Here is an 18,277-nt window from a genome sequence, read left to right on the forward strand (position 1 = left end):
GGTCGATTACGGGGTCAACAACACTGCCACCGGCGCACGTGCAAACACCGTGGATAGCGCCACGCGGCCGCGCTGCGGCTGCAGCGTGCTGCCGTCGAGCACATTACGGTATGTGGCTTCCGGCAATGCCAACGACGCCTGACCCCAACTGGCCGGCGGCACCAGCAACGGCAGATCGCCTTCGCTGTGCGCACCGGCACCCAGCCGGGTGATCGCTACCACCAACGACTGGCCCCGGTACTGACGACGGAACGCCAGCACCTGCGCAGCGCCGCTGGCCGCGACGTTCAATGGCTGGTAGTCGCCCTTCGCAAACAGCGCCGGATGTTCGCTGCGCAGCTGCAGCAGTACAGCGGTGAGACGCGCCTTGACTGCGCCATCGCGCCAGCCGCGCAGCAGCGTATTGAAATCGCGCGCCTGCCGCAGCCACTGCTGCCGCTGCGTGTAATCCACCGGGCGGCGGTTGTCCGGGTCCACCAGCGAAAGATCCCAGCCTTCGGTGCCCTGATACAGGTCGGGCACACCGGGCACGGTCAGGCGCAAGGTGGTTTGCACCAGCGAATTACGCGCACCGGCCGCGGCGATGTGGTTGCTGGCGCGTAACAGCGCGCGGCGTAGTGGCAACCCGGCACGACTGCTCAGCACCTGCTCCACGGTGGCCTGCACGGCCTGTTCGTACTCGGCAGAGCCATCGGTCCAGCTGGTATGCAGCTTGGCTTCGCGCACCGCCTTGAGCAGCCACTGCGCCACGCGCTCGGCATAGGCGGCGAGCGGCTCGGCCTGATCGGCGCCAAGCCCGATGGGCCAGGCCGCCACCAGCGTCTGCCACAGCATTTGCTGGTCGCCACCAGCCAGCGCCGGCGATTCCAGCGTCTGGGCCAGGGCATCGAATTGGGCGCTCTGCTCGACCCACCACTTCGGCTGCTCGGACAGCACCGCCAGCCGCATGCGCAGGTCTTCGCCGCGCTTGTGATCGTGGGTGGCAGTGGCCAGCAGCGCGCGCGGGTAGTGCTTGGCGCGCTGCTGATTCTGCGCGTGGAACTCGGCGGCCTCGTTGGCGAAGTGGGTCGGATGGCTGCCGACCTCGTTGCGCGACAACAGCACGCCGTGCCGGTAAAACGCGGTGTCTTCCACCGACTTGGCATTGAGCGGTGCGGACAGCTGCTCCACGCGGCGACGCAGGATGCGCCGCAAGGCGATCTGCGCGCGGTCGGCACCGGCATCGTCCAGCAACCAGCGCTCGATGGCGTCGACCGCTGCAACGATCGACTCCGGCATGCCGTCGCGGGCACGCGCAGCGGTGCTGCGCAGCCGCTCTGCCTCGCTGCCGGTGACGCCCTTGGCACCGGCATAGGTGCGATACACCGGGAACCAGCGCAGCAGCACACACAGACCGCGTGCGAGCATCTGCGGGCTGAACTCGCGTGTTGGAGGGTCCAGGCGTGCCAGCGCCGACAACGCACCCACGGCGCGATTGAATTCGGTCTGCAGCGGGCCACGCAGGATTTCATCGCGGGCCGCGCGTTCTTCCTGCGCGAAGTCGCCACTGCGTCCGCTCACGCGTTGCCAGGCACGCGCCAACGGCTTGAAGCCGGCCGCGTCGTGCAACACGCCGCCGACCTGGTCCATGAAGTCGTAACCGGTAGTGCCATCGCAGGGCCAGTCGGCCGGCAGATGCTCGCCGGGGGCGAGGATCTTTTCCAGATACAGGCCCAGCGTGCCGGGCTTGAGCCCGCGCGTGCGCCCGGCCGCATCCAGCCGGCTGCGCAGCTTGCGCACGTAACTGGTGGGGTCGGTGAGCCCGTCCACATGGTCGATGCGCAGGCCGTCCAGGTGCCCTTCGGCCACCAGCCGCAGCGGCAGCGCATGCACCGCATCGAACACCGCCGGCAGCTCGACCCGCAACGCCACCAGCGAGGTGATGTCGAAGAAACGGCGGTAGTTGAGCATGTCGTTGCCCACCCGCCACCAGTTCAATCGATACGGCTGGCGTTCGATCACCTTGTGCAGGCGGCCATCGCCACGCTTGGCACCGTCGTTGTAGTCGCGCAGCCACTGCGCCCGTACGGATGGTTCCGGAATGTCCAGCGTCTGCGGACGAATCGGATAACGCTGGTCGTAATGCGCCAGTGCGGCACTGCCGTCGTCCTGGATCACCAGCGTGATCAGGCCGTCGGCCAGCGCGGTGGCGTACGGGCGGTCCAGCACTGCCAGCCACAACTTTCCATCGCGACCCGGCGCACGCCAGTCGATATCGAACCAGTCGGCATGCTTGGCGCTGCGGCCGTTGCGCAACACATCCCACCACCAGGCGTTCTGCGCGTGGGTGGCCATGTGGTTGGGCACGATGTCGGCGATCAGACCCATGCCGTGTTCGCGCGCAGCCTGCGACAACGCGATCAACGCCGCTTCGCCACCGAGTTCCGGGTTGACAACGGACGGGTCGATATTGTCGTAGCCGTGCGTCGAGCCCGGCACCGCAGTGCCGATCGGCGACAGATACAGATGGCTGATGCCAAGGCCGGCGTAGTACGGCACCTGCGCAAGCGCATCGTGCAAGGTGAAGCCGGCATGCAGCTGCAGGCGGGCGGTGGCGCGAAGATCGATCATGACTGTGGTTCCGAAACGGCCGCGACGCGACGCGCCTCGGCAAAGCCCTGCAGCGCCGTGGTCAGGCGCGCATGCGGCAAGGGATCGGGCAGGCGTCGACGCCAGTTGGGATGGACTTCGACGGTGCCCGGCAGATTGGGTTGTTCGTCCAGCGCCAGTGCGTCTTCGGCCGGCAGCAAGGCCAGCGGCGACACGCTGCTGGCGGTAAACCGCAGCGCGCCCAGCAGCGCATCGTCGCTGGACAGGCCGACGTGTTCCACCGCCGCATCCAGCCGCGCGACATCCTTGGCACGGTGGTTTGCGTCGTCGCTGGCTTGCTCAGGCTTGATCAGCGCGAGCTTGCGACGCCAGTCGATATCACGGCCAGCGCGCCAGCCGGTAAGCGTGGGCAGATCATGGGTGGTGGTGGTGGCTACCGCATCCGGGCGCCACAAGCCGGGCGCGATGAATGCACCATCTTCGTCGCGGGTGAACATCAGCACATCGATGCCCATCACGCCGCGGCGCGAGAGTTCTTCGCGGATGCCCGGCGGCACCACGCCCAGATCTTCGCCGATCACAATGGCGCGGTGACGCCACGATTCCAGCGCCAGCAGATTGAGCAAATCGTGCAGCGGGTATGCCAGATAGGCGCCTGCGTTGGAGCCGGCACCCTCGGGCACCACCCACAACCGCAACAGGCCAAGAATGTGATCGATGCGGATCCCGCCGCGATCGCGCAGCACCGCGCGTAGCAGCGCGATGTACGGCGCAAACCCGCTGCGTCGCAAGGCGGTGGGCGAATACGCACCGATGCCCCAATGCTGGCCATCGGCATTGAAGGCATCCGGCGGCGCGCCCAACACCAGGCCACGCAACACCGTGTCGGCGGCCGCAGCGGCTTCGGCACCGTTGGGGTCGAAGCCCACCGCCAGATCGGCGATCAGGCCGATTTTCATGCCGCGCTCGTGCGCTTCGCGCTGCGCATCGGACCAACTGCGCGCTGCCAGCCATTGGGTGAACACATGCAGCTGCGGATCGTTGTCGCCAAAATCCTGCGCGGCGAAGCGTGCGAATCCGTCCAGCGCTGCACCGCCTGCAGTGCGGAAGGCGAGCAGATCGGCATGATCCGGCGCCACGCGCGCATGCAGATGGCGCAACAGCTCCCACTTGGCCTGCGCCGAGGCGGGCCAGTCGATCAATGCATTGGTGTGCAGCGTATCGAAGCGCTGGCGCAGGCCTGCGATCTCGTCGATCGCCTCCAGCGCCAGTTCGCCCAATACGCGAACCGGTGCGGCATGCAAGGGATCGAAAAAGCGTCGGTCACTCGGCGAATACGGGCTGTAACCACCGGTGATCGGGCGCGAGGCATGCACCGGGCTCAGTGCCAGCGCATCGGCGCCAGCCAGCGCCGCGTGCCGCAGCCAATCGACAGCGCCGGCAGCATCGCCGATGCCACCATCATCGAGGCTGCAGGCCGAATACACCTGCAGCGCCATGCCCCAGGCACGCGGCGACGGCTGGCCGCAGGCATCGGCCACGCTGAAACAGCGGTGCGGCGCGACTGCCACCTGCTGGGTCAGCGCACCGATCTGTAGCGTCCAATAACCAAAACGCTGCGGTGCAAGCAATTGCCCCTGCGCATCCGCACGTGCTTCTTCGGTGCTGCCGTTGTCATCGGTCCAGCGGCCACCCGCATTGGCGGCAACGCGCAACGGCAACGCCGCGCCCACCTGCACGGTGAGCAGCACTGCCGGCTCATCTGCCTGCGCCTTGCAGCGTCGCAGGCTGTCTTCGCGTTGTGCGGCAGTGGCCGATGGCAATTCGAGGGCGGTCAATACCGCCTGCACCGATTGCTCGGAGACCTGCCGCGGTTGGTCGCTGGCGTCCACCCACTCCACCATCACCCCGGCCGCGGCGGCCAGGGTGTGCAAGGTGTTCGTGCTCATGTGCGGTCCTCATGCCAGGCAATGAAACTGTCGACCGACAACTGCTGCGCGGAGATATCCACGTTTTCGGCAAACGCCACGCGCCCACGTAGTGGCGGCAACGGCACGGCCGCGCTGCCGACGTTGAAGGCGATATGCCACAGCCCGTCCGGCAGCTCCCAGGTGGCCGTGAGCGCGCCATCGGCCAGCACGCTGGCACGCACCGCGCGCGCGTCCGCAAGGCCGGGCACCAACCACTGCCGACGCGCGGCGAGCAGCGCAGTGAACCACGCTGCCCACTGCGCGCCGTCGCCGTGCGCTGCATCGCCGATCGGCGAGCGCGAGGCGGCGAAGGTGGCATGGCTGTTGGGGTCGGGAATGGTGGCGCGCTGCGCTTCATCCGCGAACGCGGCAAAGTGCGCGAACTCGCGACGCCGCCCTTCGCGCACCGCCTCATCCAGCGGCGGCCCGAAGTCGGTAAAGAACAGGAACGGCTGCGTCGCGCCCCAGGGCTCGCCCATGAAAAACAGCGGAATCATCGGCGTCAATGCGGTCAACGCCAACGCTGCGCGCAAGCGCGGCTGCGCGACCAGCACGGTCAGCCGCTCGCCACGCGCACGGTTGCCGATCTGGTCGTGATTCTGCGCAAACACCACAAACTTGTACGGCGGCAGCGCACCACTGGGCTCGCCACGCACGTGGCCACGCGGGTCCGGCTCGCCCTGATACGCAAAGCCTTCGCTGAGCACGCGCGCCAGATGCTCGGTGGGCTTGTCGGCGAAGGCGGCGTAATAGCCTTCGGCCTCCCCGGTCAGCAATACATGCAAGGCGTTGTGGAAATCGTCGTCCCACTGCGCGGTGTAGCCGCGTTGCAATTGCGAGGCCTGGTTGGCCTCGTTTTCCAGCACCAGATGCACGTGGCGGCCAGACGGCAGGCTGGTCTCCACGGTCTCGCGCAAGGTGTCCAGAAATGCATTGGGCGTGATCGCGTGCACCGCATCCAGGCGCAAGCCGTCGAAGCGGTATTCGTGCAACCACATCAATGCGTTATCGAGAAAATAGCGCTGCACCGGCGGCTTGTGGAAGTCGATCGCCGCGCCCCACGGGGTGGGCTTGTCTGCATTGAAGAACGCGCCGGCATAGCTGTGCAGGTAATTGCCGTCCGGGCCGAAGTGGTTGTAGACCACGTCCAGCAAGACCATCAGGCCGTGGCCGTGCGCAGCATCGATCAACGCCTTGAGTGCGTCGGGCGTGCCATAGGCGTCGGCCGGCGCATACGGCAGCACGCCGTCGTAGCCCCAGTTGTGCGCACCGGGGAAGGCGCTCAACGGCATCAGCTCGATGGCGGTGATGCCCATCGCGGCCAGCTGCGGCAACTGCGCCTGCACGCCGGCATAGCCGCCGCAGGTGCCCACGTGCAGCTCATAGATCACCGCCTCGTCCCACGGACGGCCCTGCCACTGCGTGTTGCTCCAGCGGTAGCCGTCGGTGGGCTGCACGGCGCTGGCGCCGTGCACGCCATCAGGCTGCCAGCGCGAGGCCGGGTCCGGCACCGGCGCGCCGCCATCCACGCTGTAGCGATAGCGCGCGGTTGCCGCGCAGGCCAGGGTGGCGGTGAAGAACCCGTCCTGCCCGGCCTGCAGCGCGCTACGCGTGCCGTCGTCGAAGACCACTTCCACGCGCGTTGCGTCGGGTGCCCAGAGCGCGAAGCGCACCTGTCCCTCACCCGCTGGCCATGCGCCCCAGGCCGGGATGATGTCGTTGCGCTGGTTCATTGTTATTTCTCCGCTTGCAGGTAGATCGTGGCCAGCGGCGGCAGAGTCAGGCGCAGACGTTGCGTATGCCCATGCATGCCCATCGGCTCGGTCGCAAGACGACCGCTGTTGCCGAGGTTGCTGCCGCCGTAACGGGCACTGTCGGTATTGAGGATTTCGCGCCAGATGCCGGCGCGCGGCACTCCCACGCGGTAGTCGTGCTGCGGTTGCGGGGTGAGGTTGCTCACCGCCAGCAAGGGCGGCGCACCGCCTTCGGGATCGTGACGAATGAAGGCCAGCACGCTATTGCGCGCGTCGTCGGCCACGCTCCAGTCGAAGCCGTCGGCGCGATGCGTGCTGCGATACAGCGCCGGCACGCGGCGCAAGGTGGCATTGAGATCGCCCACCAGTTGCTGCACGCCGCGATGCGGCGCGCCGTCGAGCAGATGCCAGTCCAGCGACTGGTCGTGATTCCAATCGCTCCACTGGCCGAATTCGGCGCCCATGAACACCAGTTTGTCGCCCGGATGCGCCCACATCAGCGCCAGATACGCGCGCAGGTTGGCGAAGCGGCGCCAGTCGTCACCCGGCATCTGCCCAAGCAGGCCGCCGGTGCGATGCACAACTTCGTCGTGCGACAGCGGCAACACGAAGCGTTCGGAGAACGCGTACACCAGGCCGAAGGTGAGCTGGCTGTGGTGTTGCGCGCGCTCGGCAGGATCGCGCTGCATATAGCTCAGCGTGTCGTGCATCCAACCCATGTTCCACTTGTGCGTAAAGCCCAGCCCGCCGTCGCTGATCGGCGCGGTCACGCCGGGCCAGGCGGTGGATTCTTCGGCAATGGTCAGCACGCCCGGATGGCGCGCGGCAATCTCGCGGTTGAGCTGGCGCAAGAACGCCACCGCCTCCAGATTCTCGCGGCCACCGTGCGCGTTGGGCACCCATTCGCCTTCGGCACGGCCGTAATCGCGGTACAGCATCGAGGCCACCGCATCCACGCGCAGGCCGTCGAGGTGGTAATGGTCGATCCACTCCAGCGCGCTGCCCAACAGGTAGGCGGTCACTTCCGGACGGCCGTAGTTGTAGATCAGCGTATTCCAGTCGCGATGCATGCCTTCGCGCGGGTCGGCATGCTCGTACAGCGCGGCGCCATCGAACTGCGCCAGGCCGTGCGCATCATCGGGAAAGTGCGCGCTGACCCAATCCAGGATCACGCCGATACCGGCACGGTGGCAGGCATCGACGAACTGCGCAAAGCCATCCGGGCTACCGTGACGGGCAGTCGGCGCATACAGGCCCAGCGGCTGGTAGCCCCACGAGCCGCCGAACGGGTGCTCGGTGATCGGCAGCAACTCAAGATGGGTGAAACCCAGTTCCTGCACATACGGGATCAGTTGCCTGGCCAGACTGGGCCAGTCCAGCGGCTGGTTGTGGCCATCGCGGCGCCACGAAGCAGCGTGCACCTCGTAGATGGACATCGGCGCCGGCAATGCCTGCACCGCACGCTTGCCCATCCACTCGGCATCGGTCCACGCAAACGCGGCGCCACCGGGCACGACCGAGGCGGTGGCCGGCGGCAGCTCGCTCTGGCGCGCGACCGGATCGGCCTTGAGCAGCACACGGCCATCGGCGGCGGTGATCGCGTATTTGTAGCGGGCGCCGGCTTCCACACGCGGCAGAAACAGCTCCCAGAAGCCGCCGAGACGCTGACGCATGGGATGGCGCCGCGCCTCCCAGCCATTGAAGTCGCCCACCACCGCCACGCGCTGCGCGTGTGGCGCCCAGACCGCAAAGCGTACGCCCGGCACATCGTCGCAGCGCAGATGCTGTGCGCCCAGCGTGCTGCGCAACGCCTGCCCATCGCCGGCGGCGATCTGCAGCAGCAGCGACTCGTCCAGGGTGGGGGCAAACGCGTACGGGTCTTCGATCTCCTGCACTACGTCCGGCCAGACGATGCGCAGCCGATACGGTCCATCGACCGCCAGCTCGCCTTCGAACACGCCATCGACTGCGCCGGCCTGCATGCGCGCCAGCAACTTGCCGCGTGGATCGATCAGGCCCATCGCCTCGGCGCCAGGTGCCAGCACCCGAATGCGGCGGCGGCCATCGGCCTGCAGATGCGGGCCCAGCACCGCGAACGCGTCGGTGGGCGCTCCGTCGGCCAGCGCCTGCAAGGCAAGCGCGCTATCAGACACTCCTTCCGTGGTCACAGCCTCGCCTTCCGTTCCCTGCCCTTGCACGCCCAACCGTTCGCTCATGACACCGTCGCAAGCGCAGGTGCGGTTGCGGCGGTGCGTTCGTAAAGGGACAGATACTTCTTGCCGGCCACATCCCAGCCGCTGGGACGCAGCATGGCCGCGCGGCGCATCGCCGACAGCAGGCTGGGCAGCCGGAAGGTGCGGAACGCGCGTTCCAGGCAGCGGCGCAAGGCCTCCACGCTGGCGTGCTGGAACAGGAAACCGGTGACGCCGTCGTCCACGGTATCGATCAGCCCACCGGTGGCGTGTGCGATCGGCAGGCAGCCGAAGCGCTGCGCGTACATCTGGCTCAGGCCGCAAGGCTCGAAGCGCGACGGCATCAGCAGGAAGTCCGCACCGGCGAACATGCGCCGCGCCAGGCCTTCCTCGAAGCCGATGAAGGCACCGACCTGGCCGGGATACCGGCGGGTCAACTCGGCCACCTGTTGTTCGATCTCCGGCTCGCCACCGCCGATCACGGCGATCTGGCCACCGGCCGCCACGATCTGCGGGGCAACCTCGCAGATCAGGTCCAGGCCCTTCTGATGCACCAACCGCGACACCACCGCAAACAACGGCCCGGTGCTGTCGCGCAGCCCGAAAGCCTTGCGCACCTGGCCAGCATTGGCCTGCCGGCCCTGCCACTGGTTCACGCTGAAGTGCGAATCCAGGTGGACGTCGGTGCGCGGGTCCCAGCTGGCGTCGATGCCGTTGACGATGCCGGTCAGCGCGCCCTTGGCAGCGCGGCCGGCCAGCAGCCGGTCCAGCCCACAGCCCTGCGCCGGGCCGGTGATCTGCTTGGCATAACTGATGCTGACGGTGTTGACGTGGTCGGCATTGACGATACCGCCACGCAGGAACGACATCTGCCCGTAGAACTCCAGCTCGGCCACCCGCTCGGCCGGGATGCCCAGTGCCGATGCCATCGAATACGGCACCAGGCCCTGGTAGGCCAGGTTATGGATGGTGAGCAGGCACGGGGTGGTGCCGCCGGACCAACGCACGTAGCCGGCCGCCAGCGCGCACGGCCAGTCGTTGAGATGCAGCAGGCGCGGCTTCCAGCCCAGGCCGGCATGACCGGCGGCAATCTGCGCGGCGGCATGCGACAAAGTGGCGAAGCGGATTGCATTGTCTTCGAACTCCGAACCGCTGGTGCTCACATACGGCGAGCCATCGCGTTCGAACAGTTCCTTGGACAACAGGATGTAGATCGGCAAGCCATCGGACTGCACGATGCGGCCGATATCGCAGGCCGGCAGCGCGGCATGCGCCAACACGCGGCCCACGATCTCCACCTTGCCGGCACGCTCGAGCACCGCGCGGTAGCCGGGGATCAACACACGCACGTCGTAGCGATGGCGCAGCGCGCGCGGCAGTGCCGCCGCGACATCGCCCAGACCGCCAGCCTTGATGAAGTCGGCCATCTCCGACACCACGAACAACGCACCGCGCGTATCGGCCAGCGACACCGGCAATCGCTCGTGATGGCGAATGAAACGCCCGCGTGCATCACGCGGCCGCCCGCTCTTCTTCAGCGTGGGGATCATCGTGCTGCGCTCTAAGCGTGCAGTGCTGGCGTGAAGCGGCATCGTGGCAACCATCTAAACGTCCGTCGTAAAGTGGGTGGAGACGGAAAACGGCGAAGCGAAAACCATCGTCTGCCGATGTGGCCAGACGACATGCTACGAATGAGGAGCAGGGACCACGCGCGTACTCCACGTTGTCCTTGGTGATGAATCTACACCCCGTACAAATAAAATATGCGTGAACATGTGCTGACTTTTCTGCGACAGCCCACATTCCTTTACGCACAGTTGCGCAGGTCTGCGGGCATAAGCGATGCATTGCAGTGCGATGACATCCCCGCATCGGTGCATAGGCACTGAGATGCACCGAATGCGGGAGAGTGCAGCTGTGGTCGTCGTCATCTGTGTAACTTGTTCATGCCGACGTTCGCGTCATGCATCGCATCGCAGCGTTGCGATTGGATGCATGCTGCGGACTGCGCCGTACGGTCCGGTCTGCTCAAGCGACTCGCATACGCGCCGATAACCAGCGATAGCACGTCGACCTTTCGAGACCTGGCATGACCGACCAGCCTGACCTTCCAAGCCGCCCGCGTGGCGGGCTGCGCCGTCTGTTGCCCTGGGGCGGCACGGACACCGCGCGGCCGGTCGCTGCGCTGCCGAGCGTGCGCGGCAGCGCGCATGCCGCGTCGGGGCTGGCGGCACATCAGCTGGTTCCCGCCAAGACCAAGTCCGGCGCGCACGATCCGGCGGCCGCCACGGCGATGCTCGTTCGTCTGTTTTCGCATGCCGCGCATCCCGAAGCACTGCTGCTGGCGTTCGCCGAAGGCATCGCCAGCCTGCATGGTGAGCTCGGCGACATGGGTGTGCGCCTTAGCGCGGCCTATGCGGCCGGCGACTGGCCAGGCTACGGCCGCACGCTGCGCCAGCTAATCGACAAATACATCCGCACCATCGATATCGGCGACTCCATCGCCGAAGGCCGCACCGAAGCCGAACAGTTACGCGACCTGCTGCGGCATGCGCTGGGCAATGCCCTGGCCACCCTGTTGCAACGCAGCCCCGAGCTGGCCGAAGAAGCCCAGACCCTGGCGTCGGCCCTGCGCCATTGGCGCCCGGGGCATGAGCTGATCACGCTGGAGCAGCGACTGCGCGAGCTCAGCCATCAGATCGGCCTGCGCGCCGAGGATGCCAGCGAACAACAGAACCTGTTGCTCGGCTTGTTCGACCTATTGTTGGAAAATGTCGGCGAACTCCTCGACGATCGCAGCTGGTTGCAGGGCCAGATCTCGGTGGTGCGGCAGCTGCTGGCCGGCCCGCTGGACGTGGAATCGATCGAACAGGCGCGCGGCACCCTGCGCGAGGTGATCTACAAGCAGGGCCTGCTCAAGCAGGGCATTGCCGATTCCAAGAGCGCCATGCGCGAAATGATGGTGTCCTTCGTCGACCGGCTCGACGGCATGGCCACCAGCACCGGCGAGTACCACGACCGCGTTGCCGGCTATTCGCAGGCGATCGGCGACGCTCGCAGCATTCCCGATCTCAACCGCCTGCTGCAGGACGTGCTGCAGGACACCGCCGGGGTCCAGGCCCAGGCGCTGGCCGCGCGCGACGAACTGCTGTCCGCACGCCGCCAGGTCGAAGACGCCGAACAACGCATCGCCTCGCTCGAACAGGAACTCAACGCAGTCGCCGGACTGGTGCGCGAAGACCAGCTGACCGGCGCGCTCAACCGGCGTGGATTTGAAGAACTGTTTCAGCGCGAAGCGGTGCGCACCCAACGCAGCGGCCAGCCGCTGTGCGTGGCGATGCTGGACCTGGACGACTTCCGCCGCCTCAACGAAGCCCACGGCCACGCCGGCGGCGACGCCGCGCTACGCCACACCGTCGATGTGGCCAAGGCGGTATTGCGTACCACCGATGCCATTGCCCGCTTCGGCGGCGAAGAATTCGTGCTGCTGCTGCCGGACTCGACCATCTTCGAGGCCAGCGCGGCGGTCATCCGCCTGCAACGTGCCATGGCGCAGCGCTCCTTGCTGCACGAAGACGTGCGCATCTTCATCAGCTTCAGCGCAGGCGTGGCGCTGCGCCATACCGACGAAACCCAGGACGAGCTGGTGCGCCGCGCCGACCGCGCCATGTACGACGCCAAAGCCGCGGGCAAGAACCGGGTGATCAGCGCAGATTAGAGCGGCTGACAAAACGACTTGCTCACCGCCAGGCGGACGCGGCAGGTGCTCGGTGCGGCATGGTCCACTCGTCCGCTCCGTATTCCTCCGCGCCGTCCACACCCACCTGCCGAATGCTCACTACGTTCTGGTAGCCGCTCTAGGACAAGATCAGTGCGCGGCCTTATTCCCGCGCAGCTTCTGGAACAACATCACGGCTCCCAGCACGACCGCACCGGCGACCACGCCGACCACCATGTTGCTCAGCGCCTCGACCAGCCAGCCCATGCTGCCGGCCGACTTGGCCAGATCCATGACGAGGTGATGCAGCGCGGGGATGTTGTGAACCAGGATGCCGCCGCCGACCAGAAACATCGCCAGCGTGCCGGCTACCGACAGGAACTTCATCAGCCATGGCGCGGCCACCAGAATGCCGCGGCCTAGCGCCGCCAGCGACGCGCCCTTCTGGGTCAGGTACAGGCCCAGATCGTCCAGCTTCACGATCGCCGCAACCAGGCCGTACACGCCGATGGTCATCGCCAGCGCGATCGCCACCAGCACTGCCACCTGCTGGCCGAACGACACACCGGCCACCACGCCCAGCGACAGCACGATGATCTCCGCCGACAGGATGAAGTCGGTGCGGATCGCGCCCTTGACCTTGTCCTTTTCCAGCGCCACCACATCGACCTGTTCGTCGGCCAGCGCGCGGGTGCGCTCGGCGTGCCGCTGCGCCTCTTCGTCCGCGTCGTGCAGGAACTTGTGCGCCAGCTTCTCCACGCCTTCGAAGCACAGGTACGCGCCGCCGATCATCATCAGCGGCATCACCAGCGGCACGTTGTAGCCGCGTCCGCGCAGCCAGGCTTCCAGCGCGCTGATCGCCAACGCCGCCGGCACCAGGATCACCTTGTTGACCAGCGAACCCTTGGCGACTGCCCAGACCACCGGCAACTCGCGGTCGGCGCTGACGCCGGTGACCTGCTGCGCGTTGAGTGCCAGATCGTCGCCCAGCACGCCGGCGGTTTTCTTGGCCGCAACCTTGGTCAGGATGGAAACGTCGTCCAGCAGGGTGGCGATGTCGTCGAGCAGGGTAAACAGGCTGGCACCGGCCATGCGGAGGTCCTTCGAGGGTGGTCGTGCGTGAGTAGGCGTGGATTCTCGCCGATCCTGCGCCCGCATGGGGTGATGGCAGGCCATTGTGCGGTCGTTGCGCGCCGTTGCCGGGCGGTTGCCGGCACTGCCAAACCCAGGCCGGACACGCGCCAGCACAGGCATCGGCAGCGCTCGCAACGCTGTCACGGCGCCCCCGGATTCACCGGCTGACGACCCCGCGCTGGCCACACTCGCTGCTCGCATGACGCCCCGGAGATGGCCTTGAGTCCGAATGACCCGCACCGCACACCGGCTCCGGCAACGCACCCGGCCGATCAGGCTGTGGTGGGCGGCATGAGCCGGCGTACGCAGATCCTGCGCTTGTTGCTGCGGTACCGCGGGTCGGGTGTGTTTGCCGGCATGAATCTGGATCCGGCCGCCATCAACGAGTACGAGGTGCCGGCCGAAGGCACGCCCGACCAGTTCGTCTCCGACCTGGAATCGCTAGGCCCCACCTTCGTCAAACTCGGTCAGATGTTGTCCACGCGCCCGGACATCGTGCCGCCGGAGTTCGCAACCGCGCTGGAGCGCATGCAGGAAAACACCAGCTCGGTGCCGGTGGAACGCATCCGCCAGATCATCGAAGAAGAACTCGGCGTGTCGGTCAACAAGGCGTTCTCGTTCTTCGACCCGGTGCCGCTGGGCTGCGCCTCGCTGGCGCAGGTGCATCGGGCCGCGTTGCGCGATGGCACACCGGTGGCGATCAAGGTGCAAAAGCCCGAAGTCGCCGCGCAAGTGCGCTCGGACCTGGATGTCCTCAAAAGTTTTGCCACTGCCGCCGACCGGCTCACCGGCATCGGCCGCCGCGTGCGCTTTGCCGACTGGCTGGGCGAATTCGGCAAGACCCTGCGCGCCGAGCTCAATTACGAAGACGAAGCCGAAACCCTGGTGCGCTTCGGCAAGCATCTCAAGCCGTTTCCGTTGTTGTGGATACCGCAACCGATCTGGGACCTGAGCAGCCGCAAGGTGCTGACCATGCAGCTGGCCGAAGGCGTGCGCGTGGACAAGATCTCCGGCCTGCGTCGCACCGAGCAGCCGATGGACAACCTGGCTGCGGAGCTGGTCAAGGGGTATCTGGATCAGATGTTCGTGCATGGCGAAATCCATGCCGACCCGCATCCGGGCAACCTGCGTGTGCTGCAGGACGGTCGGCTGGCCATCTTCGACCTGGGCATGGTGGCGCATGTACCGCCGCGCCTGCGCGAGCGTCTGCTCAAGCTGCTGTTTGCCGCCGTCGACGGGCGCGGCGAAGAAGTGGCCGAAGAGACCATTGCGCTCAGCACGCGCCTGGAGGATTACGACGAAGACCGCTACCAGCGCGAAACCGGGCAGATGATCGCCCGCTACGCCGCGCACGACACCACCTCCGAAGGCCGCGTGGTACTGGATCTGGTACGTATCGCCACCGCGAACGGCCTGCGCACGCCACCGGAGCTGAGCCTGCTTGGCAAGACCCTGCTGAATCTGGAAGGCGTGTGCCGCGCGTTGTCGCCCAACCTGGACACGCGTCGAATCGTCGAACGCCACCTGCAGCATGTAATGCGCGCACGGCTGAAAAAATCACTGTCCGCCGCCAACCTGGCCAGCGAAGCGATGGAACTGCAGCATCTGGTGCGCGAAGGACCGCGCCGCATGTCCGAGATCCTGTCGCTGGCCGCGGAAAACCGCCTGCAGATGCGTGTCACCGGGCTGGAAGAATCGCATCTGATGGAAAGCCTGCAAAAGATTGCCAACCGCGTTGCAGCCGGCATCGTCACCGCTGCGCTGATCATGGCCTCGGCGCAGATGATGCGCATCGAAACCGGCCTGAAACTGTGGGGCTATCCAGCCATTGCGATGGTGCTGTTTCTGCTCGGCGTCGTGCTGGGCCTTGGCATTGTGCTCAGCGCACTGCTATTCGACCGCCGCGTACGTGCCCGCGAAGAGCGTGGGCACAGATAGCGGCCGCCGAGTCAGCGCGCTCCCATTCGACAAAGCCCCTCTCCCACCGGGAGAGGGGTTGGGGTGAGGGTACGGGGCAATGCCGCTCATCGAGCCCACGCATCAAGCCTCGACGGCGTGACGCAAACCCCGCATCGCCCTCAACGACGCGCTGACGCAAACAGACGCAAACGCTCCCGCTAACGATATGACCGATTGCATCGATCAGTGAAGGCCGAACCTGGCGCAATCGCCCGATCTCGATCGCCCGTCGCCAGTCGCCAGTCGCCAGTCGTGACCACGCACAGCAGACACATCACGCACAGCGCATTGCCAAATCACCTTGCCAGCACTCAGTGCGACTGCCGTGAATCAACACCGCACACACCGCCCCACAGCACACCCAAACAACACTCCATACGCGTGGACACACCCGCATCGAACGACGCATTAAGAGCGGCTAACAAAATCACTGTGCTCACCGCCAGGCGGGCGCAGCCGGCGCTCGGTGGCGCATTTACCACCCTTACACTCCGGCTCCTCCGTGCCGTCCACACACACCTGACGACTGCTCGCTACGTGTTGTTTGCCGCTCTAAACCCACATCCAAACGCAACAAACATTTCAGTCAGCTTCAGCGCGGCATAGTCCGTCATCCGGGTGTCACATTGCAGGTGGCGCACAGGACATGGCGAGCAAGGCGTCCGGTACGCGCTCGCATCATTCCCCCACGGACGTTGCGCATGCATTGGATGTTGTTGTTCTCGTTGTTGCTATTGCTGTGGCTGTTGGTCGCCTCGCCGCGTCTGGCCTGGCTCAAGGCCGGCCTGCTGTCGCTGTTGCTGCTGCTGCTCAGCGCCTGGGGCTTGATCGACCGGCTCAGCGGCGACGGCGTCAATGCGGCCACGCTGTATCACCTGCGCGCAGACATGGACGGCGCGGGCGTCAGCGACTTTTCCGGCTACATCGCCGTGTTCATCGGCATGCTGCTGCTGTCATTAAGCCCGCTCATCCTGGTCAAGGTGCGCCGTTTCCGCCGCCCGCGCGGCGGCGGTGTGGTGTTCGGATCGTTCGTGGCGATGTTGTTGGTCAGCATCGTGGTGAGCCCGCTGTATCGCGATGGCAAACGGCTGTACTACCAGTTGCGCCCGGTCGATTACGCCACGGTGGTGCCGGAATATCAGGTGCCGCTGCAACCGCTGCAAAAGCGCAAGAACATCGTCTGGATCTACGGCGAGAGCCTGGAGCGCACCTACTTCGATGAGGCGGTGTTTCCGGGCCTGATGCCCAACCTGCGCGCGCTGGCCACCGAAGCGGTGGACGTGCGCAACCTCAGCTCCACCGAAGGCAGCGGGTGGACCATCGCCGGCATGGTGGCCTCGATGTGCGGCGTGCCGCTGACCACCGCACCGGGCGATGAAAACAGCATGGATCGCATGGGCATGTTCCTGCCCGAAGCGCGCTGCCTGGGCGACTATCTCAAGGATCAGGGCTACCGCAATCACTACGTGGGCGGTGCCGATGCCAGCTTTGCCGGCAAGGGCCGTTTCCTGTCCAGCCATGGCTTCGACGTGGTGGATGACGTGCAGCATTTCCGCGATAAAGGCGTGGCGCCCAAGCACTTCTCCGCATGGGGCGTGCACGACGACGTGTTGCTGGACGATGCCTGGGACAGCTTCCAGACGCTGTCGCGCGCCGGCCAACCGTTCATGCTGACCACGCTGACCATGGACACCCATCACCCGGCCGGCCACCTGCCGCTGGTGTGCAAGGGCCAGCACTACGACAGCGCGCTGGGCGACATCGGCCTGTTGCATGCGATCAAGTGCAGTGACCGCCTGATCGGCGAGCTGGTGGCACGCATCCGCAACAGTCGCTACGGCAACAACACCATCATCGTGATCGCGTCCGATCATCTGGCCATGCCGAACGATCTGAGCGATGTATTGGCCCATCAGAAACGCGAAAACCTGCTGTTGTTTCTCGGCAAGGGCATCGCGCCGCAACAGGTGCTCACGCGCGCAGGCAGCACGCTCGATTCCGGTGCCACGCTACTGCAATTGCTTGAGCCGGGCATGCGCACGCTGGGCTTCGGCCGCTCCCTGCTTGCCAGCGATGCACCGCCCAGCGCCAGCGTCGCCGCCAGCCGCGACAGCGGCAAGGATTACCCGCGCTATCTCGCCTTTGCGCGCACGCTGTGGACCGGGCAAAGCACCCGCATGCTGCGCGTCAATGGCAATGGCGATGTGGTGGTGGGCGTGCAACAGGTGCGTCCGCCGGTGCTGCTCGAATACGACGAAGACACCCATCTGAAAACGGTGTATCTGGAAAACACCTCGCGCCAATTCGACCGCACCCACAGCAAGGGCACGCTGGCCTACGTGGACCGCTGCACCGCATTCGAGGACGGCTCGGCCGATGGCGACTGGTGCGCGCTGGTCGTTGATCGCCAGCAAAACATGAAGCTCTACCGCGACCCGGACCTGACCCGCGGCATCGCCGTCGATGCGCCCCTGGATGCCACCCAGCAAGGCCCGCGCCCGCGCGTGCGTCAGCCGATCATGCTCACCCAATCCGCGCGCAAGACTGCTGCAGGCAGCTACATGCTCGAGCTCTACGCCAAGCGTCGCCCTGCCCGCGCGTTTTGGGTGGAAGCGGTGTCGTCCGAGCGCAAGGTGGTGCTGGCCCAGCAATGGGTGGTGCCCGATGCCGCCGGACGCATCCGCATGCCGGTGGGCCTGGAGCATGCGGTGGAGGACTTGGAAATTCGCGCCTGGCTCGACTACACCGAAGATGTCAGCGTCGACGATCTGGCACTGGTCAAGGACACCCCGGTGGCCGATCGCTCGTAAAGCAGCATTGCTGCTCGCTCGTAAAGCAGCATTGCTGCCAAACGCATTCGCCTCGCAGGAGCGCGCTAGCGCGCGATGCAGCGTTACCGGCGATGTCCAACACATGCCGGCACACGTCTACGTCACGCACGTTAGGCGGGGGGCACACGCC

The 18,277-nt window shown here is 66.3% G+C and carries 9 protein-coding genes and 2 other RNA genes; 5 read left to right on the plus strand and 6 right to left on the minus strand.

Annotated elements, in window-relative coordinates; genetic code table 11:
• Window positions 1-6: 6 nt before the first annotated feature.
• The 5 genes from treY to glgA are packed head-to-tail and all read right to left on the minus strand — an operon-like array spanning window position 7 to window position 10,109.
• Window positions 7-2,610: a malto-oligosyltrehalose synthase gene (gene treY, locus ASF90_RS17905; RefSeq protein ID WP_055853321.1), complete on the minus strand. Its 2,604-nt coding sequence runs from the start codon at window positions 2,608-2,610 to the stop codon at window positions 7-9.
• Window positions 2,607-4,538 carry a 4-alpha-glucanotransferase gene (locus tag ASF90_RS17910; RefSeq protein ID WP_055853324.1) on the minus strand — a complete coding sequence of 644 codons (1,932 nt, stop codon included), beginning with the start codon at window positions 4,536-4,538 and terminating at the stop codon, window positions 2,607-2,609. The genes treY and ASF90_RS17910 overlap by 4 nt, the downstream gene beginning before the upstream one ends.
• Window positions 4,535-6,292 (minus strand): malto-oligosyltrehalose trehalohydrolase, encoded by a 1,758-nt coding sequence (gene treZ, locus ASF90_RS17915; protein ID WP_055853326.1) that lies wholly within the window; start codon window positions 6,290-6,292, stop codon window positions 4,535-4,537. Before treZ ends, ASF90_RS17910 begins: the two co-directional genes overlap by 4 nt.
• Before the next feature lie 2 nt (window positions 6,293-6,294).
• A complete protein-coding gene (locus tag ASF90_RS17920) occupies window positions 6,295-8,529 on the minus strand; it encodes a 1,4-alpha-glucan branching enzyme (protein ID WP_055853328.1) in 2,235 nt (744 codons plus the stop codon).
• Window positions 8,526-10,109 carry a glycogen synthase GlgA gene (glgA, locus tag ASF90_RS17925; RefSeq protein ID WP_055853330.1) on the minus strand — a complete coding sequence of 528 codons (1,584 nt, stop codon included), beginning with the start codon at window positions 10,107-10,109 and terminating at the stop codon, window positions 8,526-8,528. Before glgA ends, ASF90_RS17920 begins: the two co-directional genes overlap by 4 nt.
• A 485-nt stretch (window positions 10,110-10,594) precedes the next feature.
• Between glgA and ASF90_RS17930 the strand changes: the two genes are divergently transcribed.
• On the plus strand, window positions 10,595-12,223 hold the full coding sequence (locus ASF90_RS17930; RefSeq protein ID WP_055853332.1) for a GGDEF domain-containing protein: 1,629 nt from the start codon (window positions 10,595-10,597) through the stop codon (window positions 12,221-12,223).
• 59 nt (window positions 12,224-12,282) lie between these two features.
• A non-coding RNA gene (locus ASF90_RS22870) (sX9 sRNA) lies at window positions 12,283-12,359 on the plus strand.
• A 14-nt stretch (window positions 12,360-12,373) separates the two neighbouring features.
• Here the strand turns inward: ASF90_RS22870 and ASF90_RS17935 are convergent.
• Window positions 12,374-13,315, minus strand: a complete 942-nt coding sequence (locus ASF90_RS17935; protein WP_055853334.1) for a DUF808 domain-containing protein — start codon at window positions 13,313-13,315, stop codon at window positions 12,374-12,376.
• Between the two features lie 255 nt (window positions 13,316-13,570).
• On the opposite strand from ASF90_RS17935, the gene ASF90_RS17940 reads away from it, so the two are divergent.
• The 3 genes from ASF90_RS17940 to ASF90_RS17945 all read left to right on the plus strand — a co-directional run bounded on the left by ASF90_RS17940 (window position 13,571) and on the right by ASF90_RS17945 (window position 18,126).
• The gene (locus tag ASF90_RS17940) at window positions 13,571-15,295 is read left to right on the plus strand and encodes an AarF/UbiB family protein (RefSeq protein WP_055853336.1); all 1,725 of its coding nucleotides are present in this window, start codon (window positions 13,571-13,573) and stop codon (window positions 15,293-15,295) included.
• Between the two features lie 494 nt (window positions 15,296-15,789).
• Window positions 15,790-15,865, plus strand: a non-coding RNA gene (locus tag ASF90_RS22875) — sX9 sRNA.
• A 152-nt stretch (window positions 15,866-16,017) separates the two neighbouring features.
• Entirely contained in the window at window positions 16,018-18,126 is a 2,109-nt protein-coding gene (locus ASF90_RS17945; RefSeq protein WP_055853338.1) for a phosphoglycerol transferase I, read from the plus strand.
• Window positions 18,127-18,277: the final 151 nt, after the last annotated feature.

This window comes from Xanthomonas sp. Leaf148 (assembly GCF_001423585.1).
GTDB lineage: Bacteria > Pseudomonadota > Gammaproteobacteria > Xanthomonadales > Xanthomonadaceae > Xanthomonas.

Coding starts and splice junctions, on each gene's coding strand:
- treY (WP_055853321.1), bottom strand. CDS start 2,610: ATGATCGATCTTCGCGCCACCGCCCGCCTGCAGCTGCATGCCGGCTTC.
- ASF90_RS17910 (WP_055853324.1), bottom strand. CDS start 4,538: ATGAGCACGAACACCTTGCACACCCTGGCCGCCGCGGCCGGGGTGATG.
- treZ (WP_055853326.1), bottom strand. CDS start 6,292: ATGAACCAGCGCAACGACATCATCCCGGCCTGGGGCGCATGGCCAGCG.
- ASF90_RS17920 (WP_055853328.1), bottom strand. CDS start 8,529: ATGAGCGAACGGTTGGGCGTGCAAGGGCAGGGAACGGAAGGCGAGGCT.
- glgA (WP_055853330.1), bottom strand. CDS start 10,109: ATGGTTGCCACGATGCCGCTTCACGCCAGCACTGCACGCTTAGAGCGC.
- ASF90_RS17930 (WP_055853332.1), top strand. CDS start 10,595: ATGACCGACCAGCCTGACCTTCCAAGCCGCCCGCGTGGCGGGCTGCGC.
- ASF90_RS17935 (WP_055853334.1), bottom strand. CDS start 13,315: ATGGCCGGTGCCAGCCTGTTTACCCTGCTCGACGACATCGCCACCCTG.
- ASF90_RS17940 (WP_055853336.1), top strand. CDS start 13,571: ATGGCCTTGAGTCCGAATGACCCGCACCGCACACCGGCTCCGGCAACG.
- ASF90_RS17945 (WP_055853338.1), top strand. CDS start 16,018: ATGCATTGGATGTTGTTGTTCTCGTTGTTGCTATTGCTGTGGCTGTTG.